The organism is Tetragenococcus koreensis, assembly GCF_003795145.1.
Classification (GTDB): domain Bacteria; phylum Bacillota; class Bacilli; order Lactobacillales; family Enterococcaceae; genus Tetragenococcus; species Tetragenococcus koreensis.
Genome location: NZ_CP027786.1, coordinates 1,807,240 through 1,829,051 on the forward strand (window position 1 = coordinate 1,807,240; position 21,812 = coordinate 1,829,051).

General features: G+C 37.8%; 17 protein-coding genes. 5 read left to right on the top strand and 12 right to left on the bottom strand.

What is annotated here, in order from left to right:
• Positions 1–44 precede the first annotated feature (44 nt).
• From C7K43_RS08710 to pth, 4 genes are read right to left on the bottom strand one after another with little or no spacing between them, the layout of a single operon-like run.
• On the bottom strand, positions 45–302 hold the full coding sequence (locus C7K43_RS08710; protein ID WP_124006484.1) for an RNA-binding S4 domain-containing protein: 258 nt from the start codon (positions 300–302) through the stop codon (positions 45–47).
• On the bottom strand, positions 289–1,890 hold the full coding sequence (locus C7K43_RS08715) for a putative polysaccharide biosynthesis protein (RefSeq protein ID WP_124006485.1): 1,602 nt from the start codon (positions 1,888–1,890) through the stop codon (positions 289–291). The genes C7K43_RS08710 and C7K43_RS08715 overlap by 14 nt, the downstream gene beginning before the upstream one ends.
• A 19-nt stretch (positions 1,891–1,909) precedes the next feature.
• Positions 1,910–5,443, bottom strand: coding sequence for a transcription-repair coupling factor (mfd, locus tag C7K43_RS08720; protein ID WP_124006486.1), 3,534 nt, complete (start codon positions 5,441–5,443; stop codon positions 1,910–1,912).
• Between the two features lie 36 nt (positions 5,444–5,479).
• On the bottom strand, positions 5,480–6,040 hold the full coding sequence (pth, locus tag C7K43_RS08725; protein ID WP_124006487.1) for an aminoacyl-tRNA hydrolase: 561 nt from the start codon (positions 6,038–6,040) through the stop codon (positions 5,480–5,482).
• A 329-nt stretch (positions 6,041–6,369) separates the two neighbouring features.
• Between pth and C7K43_RS08730 the strand changes: the two genes are divergently transcribed.
• Both C7K43_RS08730 and C7K43_RS08735 read left to right on the top strand, forming a co-directional pair.
• A complete protein-coding gene (locus tag C7K43_RS08730) occupies positions 6,370–7,341 on the top strand; it encodes an L-lactate dehydrogenase (protein ID WP_124006488.1) in 972 nt (323 codons plus the stop codon).
• 173 nt (positions 7,342–7,514) lie between these two features.
• The gene (locus tag C7K43_RS08735; protein ID WP_124006489.1) at positions 7,515–8,912 is read left to right on the top strand and encodes a L,D-transpeptidase family protein; all 1,398 of its coding nucleotides are present in this window, start codon (positions 7,515–7,517) and stop codon (positions 8,910–8,912) included.
• A gap of 55 nt (positions 8,913–8,967) precedes the next feature.
• On the opposite strand, the gene C7K43_RS08740 is transcribed toward C7K43_RS08735, so the two are convergent.
• Positions 8,968–9,690 carry a YebC/PmpR family DNA-binding transcriptional regulator gene (locus C7K43_RS08740; protein ID WP_124006490.1) on the bottom strand — a complete coding sequence of 241 codons (723 nt, stop codon included), beginning with the start codon at positions 9,688–9,690 and terminating at the stop codon, positions 8,968–8,970.
• 86 nt (positions 9,691–9,776) lie between these two features.
• On the bottom strand, positions 9,777–10,283 hold the full coding sequence (locus tag C7K43_RS08745) for a VanZ family protein (protein ID WP_124006491.1): 507 nt from the start codon (positions 10,281–10,283) through the stop codon (positions 9,777–9,779).
• 109 nt (positions 10,284–10,392) lie between these two features.
• Here C7K43_RS08745 and C7K43_RS08750 point away from each other — a divergent pair, with 109 nt between their 5' ends.
• Positions 10,393–12,195 carry a M3 family oligoendopeptidase gene (locus tag C7K43_RS08750; protein ID WP_124006492.1) on the top strand — a complete coding sequence of 601 codons (1,803 nt, stop codon included), beginning with the start codon at positions 10,393–10,395 and terminating at the stop codon, positions 12,193–12,195.
• 85 nt (positions 12,196–12,280) lie between these two features.
• On the opposite strand, the gene C7K43_RS08755 is transcribed toward C7K43_RS08750, so the two are convergent.
• From C7K43_RS08755 to C7K43_RS08770, 4 genes are all read right to left on the bottom strand, one after another.
• On the bottom strand, positions 12,281–13,513 hold the full coding sequence (locus C7K43_RS08755) for an MFS transporter (protein WP_124006493.1): 1,233 nt from the start codon (positions 13,511–13,513) through the stop codon (positions 12,281–12,283).
• A gap of 352 nt (positions 13,514–13,865) precedes the next feature.
• A complete protein-coding gene (locus C7K43_RS08760; protein ID WP_124006494.1) occupies positions 13,866–15,287 on the bottom strand; it encodes an NAD-dependent succinate-semialdehyde dehydrogenase in 1,422 nt (473 codons plus the stop codon).
• A gap of 672 nt (positions 15,288–15,959) precedes the next feature.
• Entirely contained in the window at positions 15,960–16,460 is a 501-nt protein-coding gene (locus C7K43_RS08765; protein WP_124006495.1) for a DUF4811 domain-containing protein, read from the bottom strand.
• The gene (locus C7K43_RS08770) at positions 16,457–17,920 is read right to left on the bottom strand and encodes an MDR family MFS transporter (RefSeq protein WP_124006496.1); all 1,464 of its coding nucleotides are present in this window, start codon (positions 17,918–17,920) and stop codon (positions 16,457–16,459) included. The genes C7K43_RS08765 and C7K43_RS08770 overlap by 4 nt, the downstream gene beginning before the upstream one ends.
• 128 nt (positions 17,921–18,048) lie before the next feature.
• Here C7K43_RS08770 and C7K43_RS08775 point away from each other — a divergent pair, with 128 nt between their 5' ends.
• Positions 18,049–18,525 (top strand): MerR family transcriptional regulator, encoded by a 477-nt coding sequence (locus tag C7K43_RS08775; protein WP_124006497.1) that lies wholly within the window; start codon positions 18,049–18,051, stop codon positions 18,523–18,525.
• Positions 18,526–18,603: 78 nt separating this feature from the next.
• On the opposite strand, the gene C7K43_RS08780 is transcribed toward C7K43_RS08775, so the two are convergent.
• Both C7K43_RS08780 and C7K43_RS08785 read right to left on the bottom strand, forming a co-directional pair.
• Positions 18,604–19,800 (bottom strand): NAD(P)/FAD-dependent oxidoreductase, encoded by a 1,197-nt coding sequence (locus C7K43_RS08780; RefSeq protein WP_124006498.1) that lies wholly within the window; start codon positions 19,798–19,800, stop codon positions 18,604–18,606.
• Positions 19,801–19,824: 24 nt separating this feature from the next.
• On the bottom strand, positions 19,825–20,730 hold the full coding sequence (locus C7K43_RS08785) for a prenyltransferase (RefSeq protein WP_124006499.1): 906 nt from the start codon (positions 20,728–20,730) through the stop codon (positions 19,825–19,827).
• Between the two features lie 101 nt (positions 20,731–20,831).
• On the opposite strand from C7K43_RS08785, the gene C7K43_RS08790 reads away from it, so the two are divergent.
• Complete coding sequence (locus C7K43_RS08790) at positions 20,832–21,812, top strand: polyprenyl synthetase family protein (RefSeq protein ID WP_124006500.1); 981 nt, start codon at positions 20,832–20,834, stop codon at positions 21,810–21,812.

Here is a 21,812-nt window from a genome sequence, read left to right on the forward strand (position 1 = left end):
CTTTATTATACCAACATCCACTATGCTTGTCTAACGCAAATTACTTAAATTTTTCTTTCGTCTGAAACGATCTCATACATTCCTTGAGCGTCTTCTTTTTTGGTTGATTCATGCAATGCATTCACCTTAAGTTCCACTGTGCGGTTGCCAAATTGGATTTTTACCAGGTCGCCTATTTTAACTGTACTGCTTGATTTTGCTAGGTTTCCATTAATTTGGATACGTCCTTTATCTGCGACTTCTTTAGCCACTGTTCGTCTTTTAATTATTCTTGAAATTTTTAAAAATTTATCTATTCTCATTCGATTTCCCTCCGATACGTAAGATCTTTTTTCCAAAGGGCAACAATAACCACTCGCGAATAGTAAACAAACGCAAAGTAACTGCTGCTTTTACAAATATGCTAGCTCCTAACAAAACACCGAATAAACTTAAGCCCAAAGCCATCGTTCGTGATTTTACCGGTCCTAAAACTAACGTAAACCCAATGAAAAATACCGCTAGAATAGTGGCCATCAGGAGAATACAGCTTAATAATTTCCAAGCAAAATGTCGATCTTTTCTGAAATCATTAATGGATTTGCTTTCCGCACGAATTAAATATAGCAAAACCCCAATCAATCCCAAAAGAGTTGATAAACTAGCGCCGAAAGTCCCTAAATAAAACGTTAGTATGCCGGTAGCTAAAAGCTTTATCCCGAGGCCAACACCAGCCGCTTTTAACGCCGGTAAAAAAGAACCTTGACTTTGAGCAATGCTTTGATAAGCCTGGATTTCAGCCATTAACCCTACAGCAAAAACAAAAACCATCAGTGTCAAATTTCCTGAAGAGTCTTTAAATAAAGCAAAGTTCAAATAAGGCATTAGAACGGCTAAACCACAAGAAGCTGCACCGGCAATTGCGGTAGTAAAACGTAAGTATATTTTAGCAGAGTTAACAAACTGCTTTTTATTTTTTTGTACAATTAATTTCGTTAGGGCTGGCAAAAAAGTAGCACTTAAGGCAGTAGCAACGACCAATCCTAATTGCACGAGCGGCTGCCCTCGATCATAAACTCCTTTGGCCACTTTAGCGCTTTGTTCTATTAACCCGCTTCTAGTTAATGAATTAACAATCAAAAACGAATCCACTAGTTGAAATAAAATCAGCATACCACTATAAATAGACACCAAGCCGCCCTCAACAAAGAAGCGTCTTATCAGCCATTTCTCTTTTGGAAGACCGGGTGCTAGTAAGCGCACGCGTAAATGGATGCCATAGATTTTTCGATCGTAATACAACAAAACAAGCCAAGCTGCCACCCCCCCGACAAAAGCGCCAGCCATCGCGAATGCTCCGGTTTGATAAATTGTCAAAGAAAAGTAAGTGAAACCTGTAGCTGACAGTAATATAATACCTACCCGCAGCAACTGTTCAATCACCTGTGAAACCGCCGTCGGTACCATTAACAGTTCGCCTTGAAATAGGCCCCGATATAAAGATAAAACCGGCATCAGCAAAAAAGTGAAAGAAGCAACTCGAATAACCATTACCAGAGCTGGATCCCCCATTGAACTAGCTAATCCACGGCTGAAGAAAAAGGTAAAGCCCCATAACGCCAACGCACACCAACACAGTAGTGAATAACTGTCATTTAAAATGCGCTGCTTTTCTTTAGGGCTCGTTTGTTCCGCCACTAATTTGGATAAAAATTGGGGGAACCCCGTCAATGCAAACGTCATAGCAATGCCATAGATGGGATAAACTTGCTGATAAACATAGAAACCTTCATCACCAACAATATTTTGAAAGGGTACACGATAAATCGCGCTTAACAATTTTGCAATGAAAGAAGCAACGGTTAAAACTACTGCCCCTTCCATCATTGTTTTCATTTGATTGCGAGCCACAAGTTTCCTCCTCTTACCATCATTGACTTTGAGTTTGCAGCTGGCTTTGGTATCTTTCTTCGCGCAAAGCTTTTACAAACGACTGTAATTCTTGGAGCCAGACCATCTCGTGCATTCCTTTAGGTATCGTCAACTTGATTTGCATTTTTTCTTTTTCTACACCCAGGGTAGCCTTTAATTTTGTAGCAGCAAGTGCAGCAAATAATTGTTCCACCGAGTAATTATTCGTTCCTACTTTACTTAAACAAACAACGAGTGTCTGATCGTCTTTAGTAATTTTTTCAACCAAGGCGCGGTCAGCATTCATCTTCATTTCACCCACCGATAGTAGATGAGCAACTTCATCAGGGAACTCACCAAATCGATCCAGCAGATCGTCTTGTAATTCGTCAAGATTATCCGTACTGTCCAACTCGCGTACACGTTTATAAATTTCGATTTTTTGTCTTTCATCAGCAATATAATCTGCTGGAATATACGCGTCAATAGCCAAATCGATTTCAGCGGTCGTAGTTTGCATTTGCGTATTTTTACCTTGTTTCCGCATTACCGCTTCTTCTAACATCTGAGTATACATGTCAAAACCAACTGAGTTAATAAAGCCGTGCTGTTGGGAACCTAGTAAATTACCTGCTCCACGAATAGATAAATCACGCATCGCAATCTTAAAGCCAGAACCCAGTTCAGTGAAATCTTTAATCGCTTGTAATCGTTTTTCACTAACTTCATTTAATATTTTTTGCGGTTCATACATGAAGTAAGCATAAGCGACTCGATTCGTCCGACCGACGCGACCTCTAAGTTGGTAAAGTGTTGCCAACCCCATATAATCCGCATTTTCGACAAATAGTGTATTCGCATTGGGGATATCCACACCTGTTTCAATGATCGTGGTAGTTATCAACACATCGTATTGGCCATTTATAAAGTCAAATAATGTATTCTCTAATTGAATTTCAGTCATTTGACCATGAGCATAAGCAATTCTGGCATCCGGGACAAGCTCTTGAATTTGACTAACTTTCCTTTCAATACTTTCAACACGGTTATATAGATAAAAGATCTGTCCCCCCCGTGCTATTTCTCGTTGGATAGCTTCTCTGATAGCTCCCGGATTTGCTTCCATTACATAGGTTTGGATAGGATAGCGATTTTCTGGCGGAGTTTCAATCACCGATAGATCACGAACACCCAACATCGACATATGGAGTGTCCTAGGGATCGGAGTTGCTGTTAGTGTTAGCACATCAACCTGAGCTCTTAATTGCTTCAAGCGTTCTTTATGTTTTACCCCAAAACGTTGTTCTTCATCAATAACTAATAAACCCAAATCACTAAAACGAACATCTTTGGAAAGAAGACGATGCGTACCGACCACAATATCAATTTGTCCGGTATTTAATTGTTTAATTGTTTCATCTTGTTGTTTTTTCGTCCGGAAACGGCTTAATAGTCCGACATTTATTGGAAATCCAGCAAAACGATCAATCATGGTCTCATAATGTTGTTGAGCCAAGATAGTAGTAGGCACTAAAATGGCAACTTGTTTGCTTTCTTTAATCGCCTTAAATGCTGCTCTTAAGGCAACTTCTGTCTTACCAAAACCGACATCACCTACCAATAAACGATCCATCGATTTTTCTTTTTCCATGTCGCGCTTAATTTCTTCGGCACTACGCAGTTGATCATCCGTTTCCGTATAAGCAAATGCGTCCTCAAATTCTTTTTGATAAGCATCATCAGGCGCAAAAGCATGCCCTTTTTCTGCTTCTCTTTGCGCATACAATTGAATCAAATCATCAGCAATATTTTCAATTTGATGCGAAACTTTTTGCTTGGTCTTGGTCCAGGCTGTTCCTCCTAATTTATTAATTTTCGGAGCTTTGCTTTCTGAAGCAACATATTTTTGAATTAAATTTAACTGAGAAACGGGAATAAACAACTTGGCGTCATTTTGATATAAAATCGTCATATAGTCCTGGTGAACACCGTCGACTTCTAACGTTTCAATCCCTAAGTACTTCCCAATCCCATGATTGGCATGAACCACATAATCACCAGGATTTAATTCATTATAGCTTTTTAGACGTTCAGCATTCGACAACGTTTGCTTTTTCGCTCGTTTTTTCTTAACTTTTTGAAAGACTTCTTTTTCCGTAACCACTACCAGCTGATCTTGCGGTAATTCAAATCCACTTTGCAAGCTTCCTTGTACGATTTGTGAACGTTGGGGAATTAAATTATCTGGGCTTGTTTCGACAGCATAAATTTCGTAATCGCGAAAATCTTGAGCCAATTTTTGGGCTCGTTGATCATCGCTAACCAAAAATACAACTGTTTGTTGCTGTTTTTCCCAACGATCCATTTCCGCTTTTAATAAACCCATTTGGCCAAAAAATTGCTGCATTGGCCGATATTGAAAATTATGGATGGCTTCAAAACGAATATTTCCCATCCCTTTTTGGAATAATGAGAAAAATGTCATGGCAAATTTCGTTTGTTGAAAAATAGGATGTAGCTTTTGTCCGAAAGTTTGCTCAGGAAATACGCGCAACTCTTCGATCTTTTGTGTTTGCCATTGGGCTTCTTCTTGTTCAATCTGCCGATTCGTTTCTAAAATACGCGCATAATCATCCACAAAAAAGAGCGCGTCATTTTGGAAATAAGAAAGCACATTCGTTTTTTCAGGATATAAAATATCTGCGTAAACGCCCGCAACATCGCCAGGAACACCTTGTTTCCACGAAGCAATAAGTTGACCAAAATAATCAGTCAAAAAGTCCTTATCTGTTTGCTCTGATGTAATAGATAACCGTTTATCTAACAGCTCTTGTAATTGCACACTGCCTTTTTCTAAATCCTGCTTAGAAAAAATAAGCTCCGTAGTGGGCAAAATGGTAACTTCTGTTAAATTTTCTAAAGAGCGTTGTGTTGCCACATCAAAATAGCGTATCGAATCGATTTCAACATCAAACAACTCGATACGAACTGGATGCGGGGTGGTCAACGGATAAATATCTAGAATACTTCCGCGGATACTAAATTCACCGGGCTTTGCGATCATTGACTCACGCTGGTACCCCATTAGAACAAGTTGTTGGGCTAACTGCTCCCAATCAATCTCTGTACCAATTTGCCAATGAAACCGATCATTTTCCCACAATTCAGGAGTAGGTAAGTATTTACGCAAAGCCGCGGCCGGTAAAATATAAATTCCAGGTTGTTGGGCAGAAAGTGCATTCAAAGCAGTTACACGCTGTGCTCGTGCTTCAGGCGATGAAAAAGCCATTTCTGCTGAAAGAACCTCATCGACCGGGAAGATATACACATCATCTGTTACCTGCAGCAGATCTTCTGCCAACTGGTTAGCATAATACAGATTGGGTGAGGTAACGATGATTTGTTGTTTAAATTTCCGATAAGTACTAGCGATAGCCAATGTTTTGGCCGAACTTGCAAGTCCAGTAATCAGCTGTCGCTGACGGTTATCTTCAATTGATTGATGCCACTTTTGCATCAACGGCGTTTGAGAGATTAATTCAATTAAATCCATAAGTTTCTTTTACTCCTTTTTACAATTGGTTCTTATTTAATTGAAGCGATTCATCGTCTGAACAAAATTATTAGTTTCAATAAAGTAATCAATTGCTTCTTTTGCCTTATCAATACTGTCAGTCATGATAGCTTGTTCTTGTTTGTTAAACGGCTGTAAAACATGATTAATGACTGTAGTATGTGCTTGTGGATGACCAATTCCTATTTTTAAACGATCAAATTCATTAGAACCTAAATGAGAAATAATGCTTTTGATCCCATTATGTCCACCAGCACTCCCTTTTTGTCGTAGCCGAATTTTGCCTACAGCCAAATCTAAGTCATCATGAACAACGAGCAGTTCTTCTTTATATATGCCAAAATAAGTCATTAATGGTCCAACTGCTCGTCCCGATTCATTCATATAAGTTTGTGGTTTAACCAACAATATTTTTTCACCATTAACAAAAAAATCAGCTACTTCTGCTTCAAAGGGGTTCTTCTTGAAGGTAGCCCCATGTTTTTTAGCCAATCCTTCCACTGTCATAAAACCAACATTATGTTTCGTTTTTTCATATTTTTTCCCTGGATTTCCCAAGCCTACAATCATTTTCATTGTTGAAACTCCATTATTAAAAATTTTTTAAGACAACAAAATGCTGGACAAATATTTCATTGTCCAGTTTCCGCGTTATTGTTTAAATTATAACACAAATGATCCCTTTTCGCTTAAAATCAATTTCCTTTACTACTTTTTTAAGAAATATATAGGATAAATATAAAAAAAGATTCCCTAAATAGCGAAAAAAGTTAAGTCGAAACTAGTACAGATTAAAAAACTGTTATATTGTTGATTGGATCACATGACAAAATTAATATAAAATGTTAGCATAGACATGTAATAAAAGTTTTTTACAACAAAAATGTGGAAGGAATGATACACCTATGAATGCACAAATAAGCAAAAAGGATCATCAAAAAGTTATTCTTGTTGGAGATGGTGCTGTAGGTTCAAGCTATGCATTTGCCCTAGTTACCCAAAATATTGCCCAAGAAGTTGGCATTGTTGATATTGACAAGAACCGAACAGAAGGAGATGCAATTGACCTTTCGGATGCATTAGCCTTTAATTCACCGAAAAAAATCTACTCAGCTTCTTACGAAGATGCCCACGATGCTGATTTAGTTGTCATCACAGCTGGTGCACCGCAAAAACAAGGAGAAACTCGTTTAGACTTAGTAAATAAAAATTTAAAAATCAACCATGATGTCGTTACCCAAATTGTCGATTCAGGTTTTGATGGGATCTTTTTAGTAGCAGCCAACCCAGTAGACATTTTAACCTATGCTACTTGGAAGTTTTCCGGTTTTCCTAAAGAAAAAGTATTTGGTACGGGAACTTCTCTTGACTCTGCTCGTTTCCGTCAAGCTTTAGCCCAATTAATCGGAGTAGATGCTAGAAACGTTCATGCATACATTCTAGGCGAACATGGCGATTCTGAGTTTCCTGTATGGTCCCATGCAAATGTTGCCGGCTTACAAATTTACGAATGGATAAAAAATAACCCTGAAATTGACGAAGAAGCCATGGTTAATTTATTCTTTAGTGTACGGGATGCCGCTTATACAATTATTGAGAAAAAGGGAGCAACATTTTACGGTGTCGCTGCAGCCCTAGCACGTATTACACGAGCAATCTTGTATAATGAAAATGCCGTATTACCGCTATCAGTACAAATGACTGGCGAATATGGTTTAGATGGAATCTACATCGGCTCTCCAGCTGTCGTCAATTCAGAAGGTGTGAAACAAGTAATTGAAGTTCCTTTAACTGATGGTGAAAAAGACCGTATGACAGCTTCGGCTGAACAATTAAAAAATATTTTAGACAAAGCATTTGAACAATTTGAAAAATAAATTCTGATCATAGTTTTTAATAAAGATTTAGTTGAGAGCGGCTTAAACTTAAGTCGCCCTCTTTTTTAAGTATTAAATAATTCTTAGATTTGGAAACATTTGGTTCGTTTTTTTAAGTAAATATGCTATGGTGTGAAAAAGAAATTATTTAGTTTAAGGAGCTGACAAGCTGCATGTCACGTTTAGGTAAACGTTCAAAAATGAAAAAGACGACACGCAATATTCTGATTGGCCTAGTTGTAATACTGATTGTGGCACTCGGGGGTTATGCTTATCGTAGTGCGCACTATTCTGACCATTTTTTACCGGACACTTATATTAACGGTACAAAAGTAAGCAACTTAACAGCCGATCAAGCAAATGATTTGTTGCACGAACGCTACGAGGCACAAGAATTTACGATCGAACAAGATGGTCAAGAATGGAAATCGCTAAAAAAAGCCGACTTAGGACTTTCAACCGATTTTTCTGATGAATTAGAATCTATGATCAATCAGCAAAACAATTGGGGTTGGGGACTTTCTTTTCTATCATCTGCCAAACAAAATTTAGCCCTTGATACAGCCGCTTTTGATCAACAAACACTCAACCAACAAACAAAAGCAATTGAGCAAGAAATAACTGCATTAAACGATGAGAAAACGAAAACTGAAAATGCAAAAATTGAGCAGGATGAAGACGGTTTTGTCATCGAACCTGAAAAACAAGGGGACGAGCTTGATGCCGAACAAGCTACCAAAGATTTCAAAGAAGATGTATTAGACGGCAAAAACGAGCTCGAATTAAATAGTTATACAAAAGAGCCCACTGTTACTTCAGATGATGAGGACTTAAACCAAGAACTTGACCAATTAAACAGCGTAGCCAAAGTAAACGGTACGTATCAAATTAACGGAGAAAATGTTGATATCCCAACTGAAAAAATCATGGATTGGGTCGTTTATGATGATGACGAAGTCACTTTAGATCAAGAAAAAGTCCGAGAATATGTAGAAGAATTAGGCGATAAATATAATACAAGCGAAAATGAAACAAAATTCGACAGTACAAAACAAAAGGAAGTGACGGTCGATCCGGGCACTTTAAGTTGGACCATCGCCACTGACCAAGAAACAGAAGCCTTAAGCGAAGATATCTTAAAAGGGGAAGATTTCAACCGAGCTCCTACTGTGGAGGGTAGCGCTGATCCAAGTGAGCCACTTGTTGATGATACCTACGTAGAAGTAGACTTAAAAAATCAACATATGTGGTATTACAAAGATGGCGATGTCTTTTTAGATACTGATATCGTTTCAGGAAAACCAGACACGAAAACACCAACCGGCGTGTTTTATGTTTGGAACAAAGAAAGAGATGCAACCTTAACCGGTGAAGATTATGAATCTCCGGTTGATTACTGGCTGCCGATCGATTGGACCGGCGTTGGTATTCACGACGCAGACTGGCAACCAACATTTGGCGGCGATCGCTGGAAAGAAGGCGGATCTCATGGCTGTGTCAATACACCGCCTGACGTCATGGAAGAATTATTCGAAGATATCGAAGTTGGTACGCCTGTCGTGGTAATTTAAACCTATTTACTAAAAAAATAGCTACTAAAAAACGAGAGGATGCCCTCTCGTTTTTTTAACCTTCAATTGAAGTATAGACTTCTGAAACATCGTCATCATCTTCTAATTTGTCTAGTAGATGATCAAACTGTTCTCTCTTCTTACCTTCTAATAAAACCGTGGTTTGTGGCACCATCGTTAACTCAGCTTGAGCTAGTGTAAATTCTTGTTCTAAGAAATCACGTACCTCAGTAAAATCTTCAGGAGCTGTATAGATCTCAAATACTTCAGGAGCTGTCAATAAATCTTCGCCCCCAGCTTCCAAGACTTTTTCTAACATATCGTCTTCGCTCAACGATAAATCTTCTCGCTCAATAGCGATATAACCCTTGCGATCAAACATATAGCTAACTGAGCCTGTTTCTCCTAGACTACCGCCATTTCGATCAAAAGCCACTCGCACATCTGTCGCTGTACGGTTGCGATTATCTGTTAAGGTTTCAACTAAAATAGCCACACCGCCAGGCCCGTATCCTTCATAAGTAACTTCCTCATAATTAGCGTCATCGGCATTACTAGTTGCTTTTTTAATTGCGCGATCAACATTATCATTAGGCATGTTGGCAGATTTTGCCTTATCCATTACCATACGTAAAGTTGCGTTTGTATCTGGATCAGGTCCACCATTTTTTGCTGCCATATATATTTCACGAGATAATTTTTGAAAGATTTTGCCTTTTTTGGCATCTTGAGCGTTTTTTCTTCCTTGAATATTATTCCATTTACTATGTCCTGACAAAAAATCTCCTCCTTGTAAAAAATTGGTTGAAAATTTACAAACCAACCTTTGCACCCTTATCTATTATAACTGCTTTCCCCCTATTTTTACAAGACTCGCTTCTTCTTCAGCCTAAAAACCAGCCAACAAAGTAAAACAGCGGTTAATGCGCCAAAAGAATCCAGCATCACATCTTGAAACAACGGTGTACGATCTTGGGTTAACATTTGATGGAATTCATCCATCCCCGCATAACCTGTCGCTGAAAGCCAGCCGAAAAATACAGCAAAGCCGGCATTTTTTAGTTTTGGCAATAAACTTAGGAAAAAACTGCCGCCTAAAAGAAAATAGGTCCCAAAATGGGCTAATTTACGTATAAAAAATTCCACAAAAGAAAAATACCCTTTTTCTTCAATACTTACTACATCATCGGCATATTTAAAGGAAATGTTACTCAACGTTTCTTTGAAAGGTTCATTTTCCAATATACGCTCTAATAAACTGATTTGTGATTGCGTCTCGTAAGTTTGTGACGAACTATAAAATAAAATAGCCATAATCGCCAGTGCAAACACAAAATATAAATTCCCATTTTTTCTGGCTTTTTTTACCATCTACTCCACCTCAATGTTTTATCATAGCATTTTATAGAGAATTAAAAAACTTCTTTTGCGAAATCTTATGTTATACTAGTTTACAAAATTAAAACAAAGGGGACTTTTCATGAACTATGCAATGAGCTGGGATCTAGATTCTATTTTTCCAGGGGGCAGCCATTCTAACAAATTGCAGCAACGCATGACGCAATTGGATGAACAAATTATAGCCTTTCATCAAGCTGTCCAAGCTTTCCAACCAGAAAAAAGAGACACTGATGAACTACTTACTATTTTGAAATGGAACACCAAAGTTTCTAACGGATTTGAACAATGCGGAAGTTTCATCGAGGCTTTGCTATCTGCCGATGTTAATGATACAAAAGCTAAATTGCTATCGGGGGATTTAACTAAAAAAATCCCTGGATATCAACTAGCGTCTACTATTTTTTCGAAAAAATTAGCGCCAATCGAGGATACTACTTGGAAACAATGGTTAACTGAACCAAAATTAGAAGATATTGCTTTTCGTTTAAGTGAAATTCGCCGCGATGGCAGCAAATTATTATCAGAAGCAGAAGAAAATATTTTCAGTACGCTATCTTTAGATGGGCTAAATGCTTGGAGTCAACATTATGACACGATTGTGGCAAGCATTACGGTCCCTTTCACTGAAAAAGATGGTACTACAGTGGAGCTTTCTGCTGGTCAAGCCTTTAATAAGATGATGGGCGACCCGGATGCCGCAGTTCGTGCAGCTCTTTTTGAAAAATGGGAACAAGCGTGGAGCCAAAAAGCTGATTTATTCAGCGATACCTTGAACCACCTAGATGGTTTTCGCTTATCTACTCAAAAATTACATGGGATCGATAATTATTTGCAAGAACCATTAGAATATAACCGTTTAAAACAAGAAACACTGGAAACGATGTGGACTACGATTCAAAAAAATAAACAACCTTTTGTTGATTATTTAACTCGTAAAGCCCAATTATTCGGCAACGAAAAAATGAAATGGCAGGATCAAGATGCCCCCATTATTTTAGGCGACTTACAAGAACAAACGTATACATTTGACGAAGCAGCCGCGTTTATTGTTGAAAATTTCCGGGAGTTTAGTCCTAAAATGGCCGATTTTGCTCAAAGCGCTTTTGAAAAATCTTGGATTGAAGCGGAAGATCGTTCGGGAAAACGCCCTGGTGGCTATTGTACCAGCTTTCCTGAGTCACAGGAATCACGGATTTTCATGACTTACAGCAATTCGATCAATGAAGTAGCTACAGTGGCTCATGAGTTAGGTCATGCTTTTCATAGCGATAACATGTGGGATTTGCCTAGCTTAAATCAAGAATATGCCATGAATGTAGCAGAAACAGCTAGCACTTTTGCAGAATTGATTGTCGCAGACGCTACCTTAAAAAAGGCACAAACAAAAGCAGAAAAAATCAATCTATTAGATGTTAAAATGCAAAATGCAATCGCGATGTTCATGAATATTCACACACGTTATATTTTTGAAAATCATTTTTATCAAGCACGTCAAAAAGGGTTAGTTTCAGCAGAACAAATTTCTGAAATGATGGTCGATGCTCAAAAAGAAAGTTACTTAGATAGTTTGGATAATTATCACCCGCATTTTTGGGCAGCGAAACTGCATTTCTTTATTGATGATGTCCCGTTCTATAACTTCCCTTATACCTTTGGTTATCTTTTTAGTATGGGCATTTATGCAGTGGCAAATGAGCAAGGCGCTAGCTTTGAAGACGAATATATTGCTTTATTACGTGATACTGCTGCTATGACCACCGAAGAATTGGCCCAAAAACATTTAGGCGTTGATTTGACACAACCCGACTTTTGGCAAGCCGGTATTAATAAAGTTCTAGAAGACGTTGATGAATTTATGGCGCTAACCGAAGACTATCTTTAAAAATAGCTAACAAAAAACCAGTGCAGCTTGACGCTGTTCCTAATCATTTTAAGGAACAGACTAGCTTGCAACTGGTTTTTTTATGCTAATGCTGGATACTATGGCCTTTTTCATAGTTTTCAGGAGCAACTTTAGTCGGTGTTTTTAATGCTTTTACTCCTGGAAGAGTCATCAGCACCACTAGACTAATTAGATAAATGCTACTCAAAAACCAGATCACAGCATTCAAATCATAATGGTCCATCAAAAAACCGATGATAATTGAGGAAAAACCACCAATCGCGCGTCCTGCGTTCATGATAAAATTATTGGCTGTTGCACGAATTTGCGTGGGATATAATGAACTAATAACAGCACCATAACCTCCATACATACCATTAATAAAATAACCGACAACGACCGCCGCTAAAATCAAAGTTACTTGTCCAGTAGCCAATACTAATAAATAAACAGCCAAAGATGAAAAAATAAGAAAGATGGTAAAAGACATCCGCGGTCCTAACTTATCCATAATCGCTCCAAATGTTAACATACCTAGGCACATTCCTAAAATTGTGCTAACCATCCATAAAGAAGAATCGGCAACTGATAAACCAAGTCGCTCTTGCATAATCGAAGGTAACCAGTTCATCAAACCGAAATAGCCAGCAATTTGAACGGTAACCATCAACGTTAAGCCAATGGTTTGCCAAGTCATTTTTCCGCCAGCAAATAAATCAGTTAAGCGTGTTTTCTTTCCTTCATCTTGTCTTTGAGCAAAAGCCGCAGGTTCTTTTAACCCGCGACGTATAAATAATACCATCAAAACTGGCAACACACCGATAACATAAAGCATACGCCAGCCAAGTACTGGTATAATCAAAGAAGCCAAGATTGCTGCTAACATTGCACCAACTTGTGCGCCAATGCCCGCGATCGATGAGGCTCTGCCTAAATGTTTTTTCGGGAATGTTTCAGAAATCAACGACATACAAGCGCCATATTCCCCGCCAGCTCCAATACCAGCAATAAAGCGAAAAAGGAAAACTAAATAGATATTAGAAGCAAAAAACATCAGTAAAGAAGCGACCGAAAATAAAATGACTGTTTGCGAAAATACTTTTACACGCCCGTATTTATCTGCCATAAGTCCAAAAAAAATACCCCCAACTAGCATCCCTAAATTGGTAATTGTAGCAATCAAACCAGCTTGTGCGCCACTAAGACCAAAGGTTGCGATAATTGAAGATAACGAAAAGGATAAAAACATAATATCCATATTCTCTAATGCGATTCCTGAAGCAGTTGAAAGTAACACTTTTCGCTGATACCGTGACATTTTTTACCATCCCTAACTCATTTATTTTTTATTCTTCCAAACAGATTACGCATTTTATCCTGATTATTCAAGTAAAAAAGCTAAAAAAAGAAAACTTTTTTGAAAAACGTTCGGATTTTACCTCTATTATTCAAAGACATGAATCTTGGTAAAACATAGAAAAGGGATTTATCCTAGAAATGAGGAAAGTTTAGCAATTATCTCTTCATAGCATTAGAGAACACACTACTCATTACTGAACTCAATAAATCTTTGTGACAACTTTCCTATTATCCTAAAAGGAGATACTTTTTAGCATCAAAAAACCGCTGCTATTGAAATTGCTTCAATAACAGCGGCTATAGCTTATTCTTTATTCAGGGTCAGTTGCAACTAAGCCACCAGCAAGATTATTCATATCTGGTTTATCTGCTTTTAAAATCAATTTTTCATTAACAAAAGCCATTTGCCCTAGACGGCTCATTTCTCTACCATAACCAGAGCGCTTCACGCCACCAAATGGCAATTCAGGCAAGGAATATCTAAAGCTATTGACAAAAACCATACCCGTTTCAATTTGAGCAGCCACTTCAGCGCCATGATCGCTGTCACCAGCAAATACAATGCCACCTAGTCCGTAAGATGAGTCGTTAGCTAGTTCAATCGCTTCTTTTTCTGTTGCGACCTTATAAACCACCCCAACTGGACCAAACATTTCAGTCGTATGAGCAGGATTATCCCGATCAATGTCCGTTAAAATGGTAGGCATAAAGAATTGTCCAGGCAAATCGATCGGTTCATTACCGTAAACAACTTTAGCACCTGCTTGTACGGCTTCATCAACTTGATCCTGCAAATCTTCTTTCGCCTTTTTACTATTCATAGGCGCTAATGTAGTTTTGGGATCTAATGGGTCACCAGGTTTAACTTTGCTGAAGTTTTCTTTCAAACGTTCCACAAATTCATCGTATACATCTTCCATCACAATAAAACGTTTGGAGGAAGTACATTCTTGTCCGGCATTATATAAACGTGAGCGCCAAGCAATATCTATAACATCATCCATATTAGCATCATCTAATACCAAAAATGGATCCATACCACCGAGTTCCATGGTTGTTTTTTTCAAGTTTTTACCTGCTGCACTGGCAACCGATTCGCCGCCACGTTCAGAACCTGTCAAAGCAACTCCTTGAACTCTAGAATCTCCAATTGCTTCTGTCACTTGATCATACGATAAAAATAAATTAGTAAGTGAACCTTTAGGCGCACCTGCTTCACTAATTACATCAGCCATCATTTGTGCAGAAGATGGTGTATTCGAAGCATGTTTTAAAATCATAGGGTTGCCTACCATAAAGTTTGGAGCAAACACTCGCATGATTTGATAATAAGGAAAGTTCCATGGTTCAACCATCATCAAAACACCTGTCGCATGATGCTGGATTTCCGCCTTGCCATGTGCGATCGTTTCGATTTCTTCAGGTTTCAACATTTCTTCCCCATGGTCTGCAAACCAATCGGCAATGACCGCGCACAGTTCAACTTCACCTTGTGCTTCAGTCAATAGTTTCCCCATTTCAATAGTACAAGTACGAGCTAATTCATCCGATTTTTCCCGGATCTTAGCAGCAACATTGTGTAAAATCTTTCCTCGTTCTTTGACTGCTTGGGTTTTAAATTCTTCATATAAGTCTTTCCCTGTTTGTAAAGCTTCTTCTAATTGTTGATCTGTGGCGTCTGGATATTCCTTTACTACTTCGTTTGTATATGGATTTATTGTTTGATATGCCAATCAAATACCCTCCTTATTTTTTTACAAACTATTTATTCAACTAACTAGTTTGCTAGTAACGTCCACTTGTCAAAAACTGCCCGACTAATATCTTCCTAAAAAGTGGCCAACGAACATTTTTCTTCACTTGTACTATTTTTAACCTCATGCAACTAACGTTTGCCAGATTACAACATTTAAAATGTATTCGCTATCATAATTGGAGAGCATTCATAACTTTTGAAAAAATCCCCTTATGCATAGCTAGTACTAACTAAAATGCAAAAAAGATTTTAAACCTCCTTTTTGTCACTTCCTCCAACATAAACATAACATAAATTCCACCAATTTTGAAAAAAATAATCTCGTTTATTTAGTGTTAGTTGATTCATTATTTTCTTTCTTAACAAAGAAGGCCTTAGTCTCACAAAAGCGTACTATCCCTTAACAACATCCTACATTGCTCATTAAAAAACATCTCATTTGTTAACTTTTTCTCTTTCTTTCAATAGTACGCTACAAAAATTAAAATTCATCCTGACGTGATCTTTGTTAGTGTGCCATTGTTTTTCTTATTCCTTTAAGCCAATATTTAGCAAACTTATCAAGTCAAATAGATTACCCGGTCATGTCCTCAATAACAAAAAAATCTCATGACCTCCCTTACCACAAGGTGTCATGAGATTTTTAATTTTATTCAGTGCTTAGTACTTCCCAGTCAGGAGGTAACTTAAATTGATTTTCTTGTTTAATAAATTCATGATTATTACCAGAAAGGCCAAATAAAAATCGATAAAAACCATTTTTATAAACCCATTCTGTTTTTGTCAGGGTAAGTTGTGCTTGATCGGCATGCTGGTCAATGTGATTTTTTACATGATCACTGCCAGCTGATTTAGGTTTTTCCATGTTTTCAGTCGCATATAGATAAGTCTTTTCCGTACCATCGCCTAAAGGTTTATACAATAATGCTTCCACATTTTGATCATCTACCGACGACACTAAATTAACAGTTTGGGTGCGGTTTTCTTGTTCCATACCAAAATGTTGATTAAAGTTCGCTACAATTAAAACGATGCTTACAAGGAAAATAGCCGCAAATACAAAAGAAAGTCTTCGTAGCCAATTTTTTTGCCCTAAAACAAATAAAAAGGCTGTCGCTGCCGCACTTAAGATAAGAATGACAAAAATCATACGTGTGCCTCCTTACTTTTGGACGATCCCTTAATGAAGAACGTCAACCCAAAACCAACAATACAAAACAGGATTGCTACTAAAAAGGCTGCTCGATATCCTGACAAGGTAGCACCTAAAGCTTGCTGACCATAAGCTAATGGTGTTTTTTCCAGCATGCTTTCCTTTGGCAAATTATTATTGGTAACGTTTGTCAACACACTGATTAAGATTGCCGTTCCGATCGAACTAGCTACTTGTCGGAAAGTATTATTGACGGCAGTCCCGTGACTAATTAATTTAGCTGGTAATGAATTCATCCCTGAAGTTGTGACTGGCATCATTACCATTGAGATTCCAAACATCCGTACGACATACAAAATGATAATGTAAGCCGCGGGCGTATTTTCCGTCAAAAAGGCAAAGGGCGCTGTTGAACAAGTTAAAAGAAACATCCCAATAATCGCTAAACGTTTCGCGCCGTATTTATCAAAAATTGAGCCAGTGATTGGGTTCATGACACCCACAACGAGTGCCCCAGGAAGTAGCATTAAGCCAGATTGCAAGGCGGATTCTCCATGAATATTTTGAATATACATTGGAACCACCATTGAAACACCGATCATTGCCATATTTGTTACACCAGCAAGAATAGCAGCTAAAGTAAAGGTGGATGATTTAAACACGCGCAATTCCAATAGCGGATTTTCAATATGCAGTTGACGCCAAACAAAAAAGACCAGAACAATCGCTCCAAGGCCAATAAATCCAATCACTTCAAAACTTCCCCAGCCGTTATTTCCAACACTAGAGAAGCCATATAGCAAAGAACCAAATCCAATAGTAGATAATACCACTGATAAAAGGTCAATTTTAGGGTTAGACAATGGAATGACACTACGCATTAAGAAAAAAGACATGATTAGGACTAGAACCACGATAGGGATCACAATGCCAAATAATTGACGCCATGAATAATGATCAATCACCCAACCAGAAAGTGTGGGGCCTAAAGCAGGAGCTAATGCAATAACAATACCCACCATTCCCATTGCAGCACCACGCCGTTCAGGTGGAAAAATAGTATACATAATGTTTTGTAGTAACGGCATAGAAATTCCTACACCTGCAGCTTGCACAAGACGGCCAATCAAAAGCACCGAAAAAGTAGGTGCTATAAAACAAGTGATTGTTCCAATCAAAAAAACCATCATGGCAAATAAATATAAATTTTTTGAACTAAATTTATTAATCATCCAAGCGGTAATAGGGATCATAATCCCATTTACTAATAAAAATCCAGTAGTCAGCCACTGTACATCAGAAGCTGAAATATCAAAAGTACGCATTAAAGTTGGAAAAGCAGTGTTTAATAATGTTTGGTTCAATACCGTACAAAAACTGCCGACCATTAAAATCGCTACGATAATGCTACGATTATATGGTTTTCCATGAATATCAAGTGGTTGTTCGTTTCCCATAGTTCTCTTCCCTTCTATTTTTTCAACTTAACTACTTTATTCTTTTTTGCAGATTTTGTCAACTAACTTGACATCTATGTAATGTGAACTATAATCCAAGTAATGACACTACAAAAAGAAGGTATCTTATGGTAAATTCCTTAAAAGACTTATTAGTCAGTGATGATTTATTAGTTGGAATTAGTGAATTAAGTAAAATGAGCGGAACTTCTCCTAGACAATTACGTTATTGGGAAGAAAAAGGAATGATCACCTCCGTTGCTAAGGATGCTGAAACTGCAGCACCCCGCAATTATCGTTTATTGACTGTGATAAAGGTAGAACTAATTCAAGGTTTTTTAGATGAAGGTTTCACTTTGCAAAAAGCCGATGAAAAAGCAGAGAAGTATCTCAAAAAAGTAGCGCATATTAGAAAAATTTTCGCTAAAACGATCCGAGATGTAGAAGTTATCAATGACCGCTACACTGTTTTTACTATTGGAGACTTTGAACCAAACGGTGAACTGCTAGCTATTATTTATGATGATATGGATGAAAAACTTACGTATCAAGTTTTTGATACACAAGCAACGATTGATTACCAACAACTTATTCAAAAAAATTAATCTTAATAAATAAGCAACGCTATCTATAAATCAGACAGCGTTGCTTATTTTTAACACTTTATAGACAAGCGCCATTTTTTAATGATACAAGTCAAAACGACCTTTTGCCATAACTTCTTTCAAACCACCTGTTTTTAATAAGGAACGGTTCATAATCATTTTTTTCATAAATGAAGCTGGGTAGCCTTGGACTGCCGTACTTCCCACATAGCCAAAAGCATGTGTGTTGCCAATTGAAGCGACCGACCCTAGTGACTTGAATGTAAACGGTTCAGTCGATTCGCCTTTGATTTGATGTTGAATATTTTTAGCCGCGTGATCTCCCATTTGTAAGGAAATTTGTCCAGTCGTCGGATAAGGGCGGTTACTTTCTTTATCCATCACAGCGGAAACATCGCCAATGATATAGATGTTATCATGGTCCGGATCAGTTAAATCATCACTTACCATTACTCGTCCTCGTTTTTCACTAAAGCCAGAATCTCCAACAACATGACTGCCACTGACGCCAGTCGTCCAAATAACTGTACCTGCTTCAAGTTCTTCTTCCCAGTCATCCGTGCCGTAAACCACTTTTTCTGGTTTAATTGCTTTTATCGGGCTAGAAGTCAATAAATGAACGCCCCATTTATTTAAGTAGTCCAGACAATATTGTGTCAACTTATCATTAAACATTGGAAGAATGCTTGACATTGCTTCGATGCAGTAGATTTCGATTTCTGCTGGATCAACACCAGCTATTTTAGCGTATCGCTCTTTGCCTTCATGTAAGGCGCCAACCAATTCGATTCCCGTAAAACCAGCACCGCAAACGACTAATCGTAAATATTTCTTGTCTTGGCTTTCTTTATATTTTTTCATCATCGCTTGAATATGCGCGTAAACTTTTTCAGCAGTTTGAACATCTACCATTTCCAAAGCATTTTCTGTTGCCCCAGAAATACCAAAGGTTTCTGTTTCAAAACCTAAAGCAACCACTAAATAATCATAATGTAATGGTTGATTATTTTTTAAATCAACCACTTGTTGGTCAGGATCAATTTTTTTCACTTCATCTTGGATAAATGTTGTCGTTTTCGAATTCACTACATCCTTAATAGGATAGATGATTTTTTCTTTCGGTTGATTCCCAGAAGCAACTTCATGTAAATCTGTTGCCTCATAGTGATAGTCGTTGCGATCAACTAAAGTAATATGCAGGTCACTTTGCTTTTGTAGCTCCCGTAAAGTTCTCAATCCTGCATATCCTGCGCCTAAAATCGCGACTTCCTTCATGATACGTCCACTTCTTTCTATTTTTTATGATATAAATATTCCTATAGCATAGGTAATGAATTGTACAATTGATCCTACTGCAAGAATCTTAACCGCGCAACGAAATGTCTTACTTTTAACTTGCTCTTGTAAAAAAAGTTTTACTTGGCCATAAACAAATGGTAGGGCTAAAAATGATAACAGCACAGTCCAAGGAGCTAGACCTAAAAGAAATGAAGCTAAAATTGCTACAAAAGCAATTCCGTTCATTCCCACAAATAGGCGTAGTGCATTGGTTTTCCCTATGTAATGAACTAAAGTATAGCGCCCATTTTTTTCATCTTCTTCTTTATCACAAGTATTATTGGCTAGCATTAAGTTAGCGATCCACATCGTATTTGGCAATGCAATAACTACAATACCTAAAATCGCCGAAAAACTCCATTGAAATGCTTCAAAAGTATTGATATACACACAAATTAATGAAATCATAAAGCCCATGGTAATGCCGGAAGAGATTTCGCCTACGGGTAAGCTTGATAACGGCCGTGGCCCCGACGAATAAAAAATACCCACTAGATAACAAAATAACCCCATCCACAAAAGTGGCCAACCGACCACCGAAGCTAAAGCAATCCCAATAAGTGCAGATACGGTAATCATTGTAACCATCAACCAAAACACCAAACGCAGCGATAAGTTCTCGCGTCCGATAATATTGGTTTTTTCCTTATAATCATGCCCTTCTCTAGCATGACGATAATCATTATAGTTATCTAAAATATCTACTGCCATATTAAAAATAAACATGGCTACAAAATAAATGGCTACATAACCGACATGAATTGTGCCATAATGATACCAACTATAACAAAGTCCGATTAGAAACGGGAGAACACTTGCTGTTTTCGCCTTCATTTCTACCAATTCTAAAAAAACAGCTACTGACATTTTTCTATCCTTTCTTTTTTTTACAGCATAAAAGTAGCCTTTTTGTCCAATAATAAGTTAGAATAGTTCTGTTATTACCAAACGTTGAAAGGAACGTACAAATGCTATCTTACTGGAACGATTATCCCACTATTCAAAGTAAACTCCAAACCGTTTGCTCATTAATTGAAGAACAATTATGTGTGCGAAATAAAGATATTCAAGAAACACTCATTGAATTTGCCAGATCAGGCGGCAAATACTTACGCCCAGCGTATTTTCTCCTATTTTCTGAGTTAGGGGATCCAGCCAAAAAAGATCAAAAACAACTGATACAGATTGCTGCCTCAATTGAAATCTTACATATGGCTACCTTAATTCATGACGATATTATTGATGACTCGCCACTGCGTCGTGGCACTGTCACGGTACAATCAAAATATGGAAAAGACATTGCCGTATACGCTGGCGATTTGTTATTTACTCAGTTTTTTGATTTACTCACACAAGCCATGAATGGCTCTTCTTATTTAGGAATTAACGCAGCTTCCATGAAACGTCTTTTACTAGGCGAATTAGATCAAATGCATACCCGCTTTAATAAGCAAGAAACTATTGAAGATTATTTACGCAGCATTAATGGGAAAACTGCTGAATTATTTTGGCTAGCTTGTATACAAGGCGCCCATTTTGGTAAGTCAGCTGAAAAAATTGAAACTTTAGCGGGCCAAATTGGACGCAACATTGGGATTGCGTTTCAAGTCTATGATGATATCTTAGATTACACTGCTGATCAATATATTTTACAAAAACCCATTTTGGAAGACTTAGCACAAGGAGTTTATACTTTACCACTGATTTTGGCAAAAGAAAAAAACCCGGAAGTGTTTGCCCCTTACTTGGCTAAGGAAAGTGAGCTTTCTTTAGAAGAAGCACAGAAAGTAGCAGAATTAGTTGTTACTTATGGGGGAGTACAAAAAGCGAAAGATTTTGCCCAGCGTTACACTGAACAAGCTCTACAAGGCATCACCAAATTACCTGAAGGACAAGCCAAAGAAGAAATCAAGCAATTGACTAAACAATTGTTACAACGAACGTTCTAA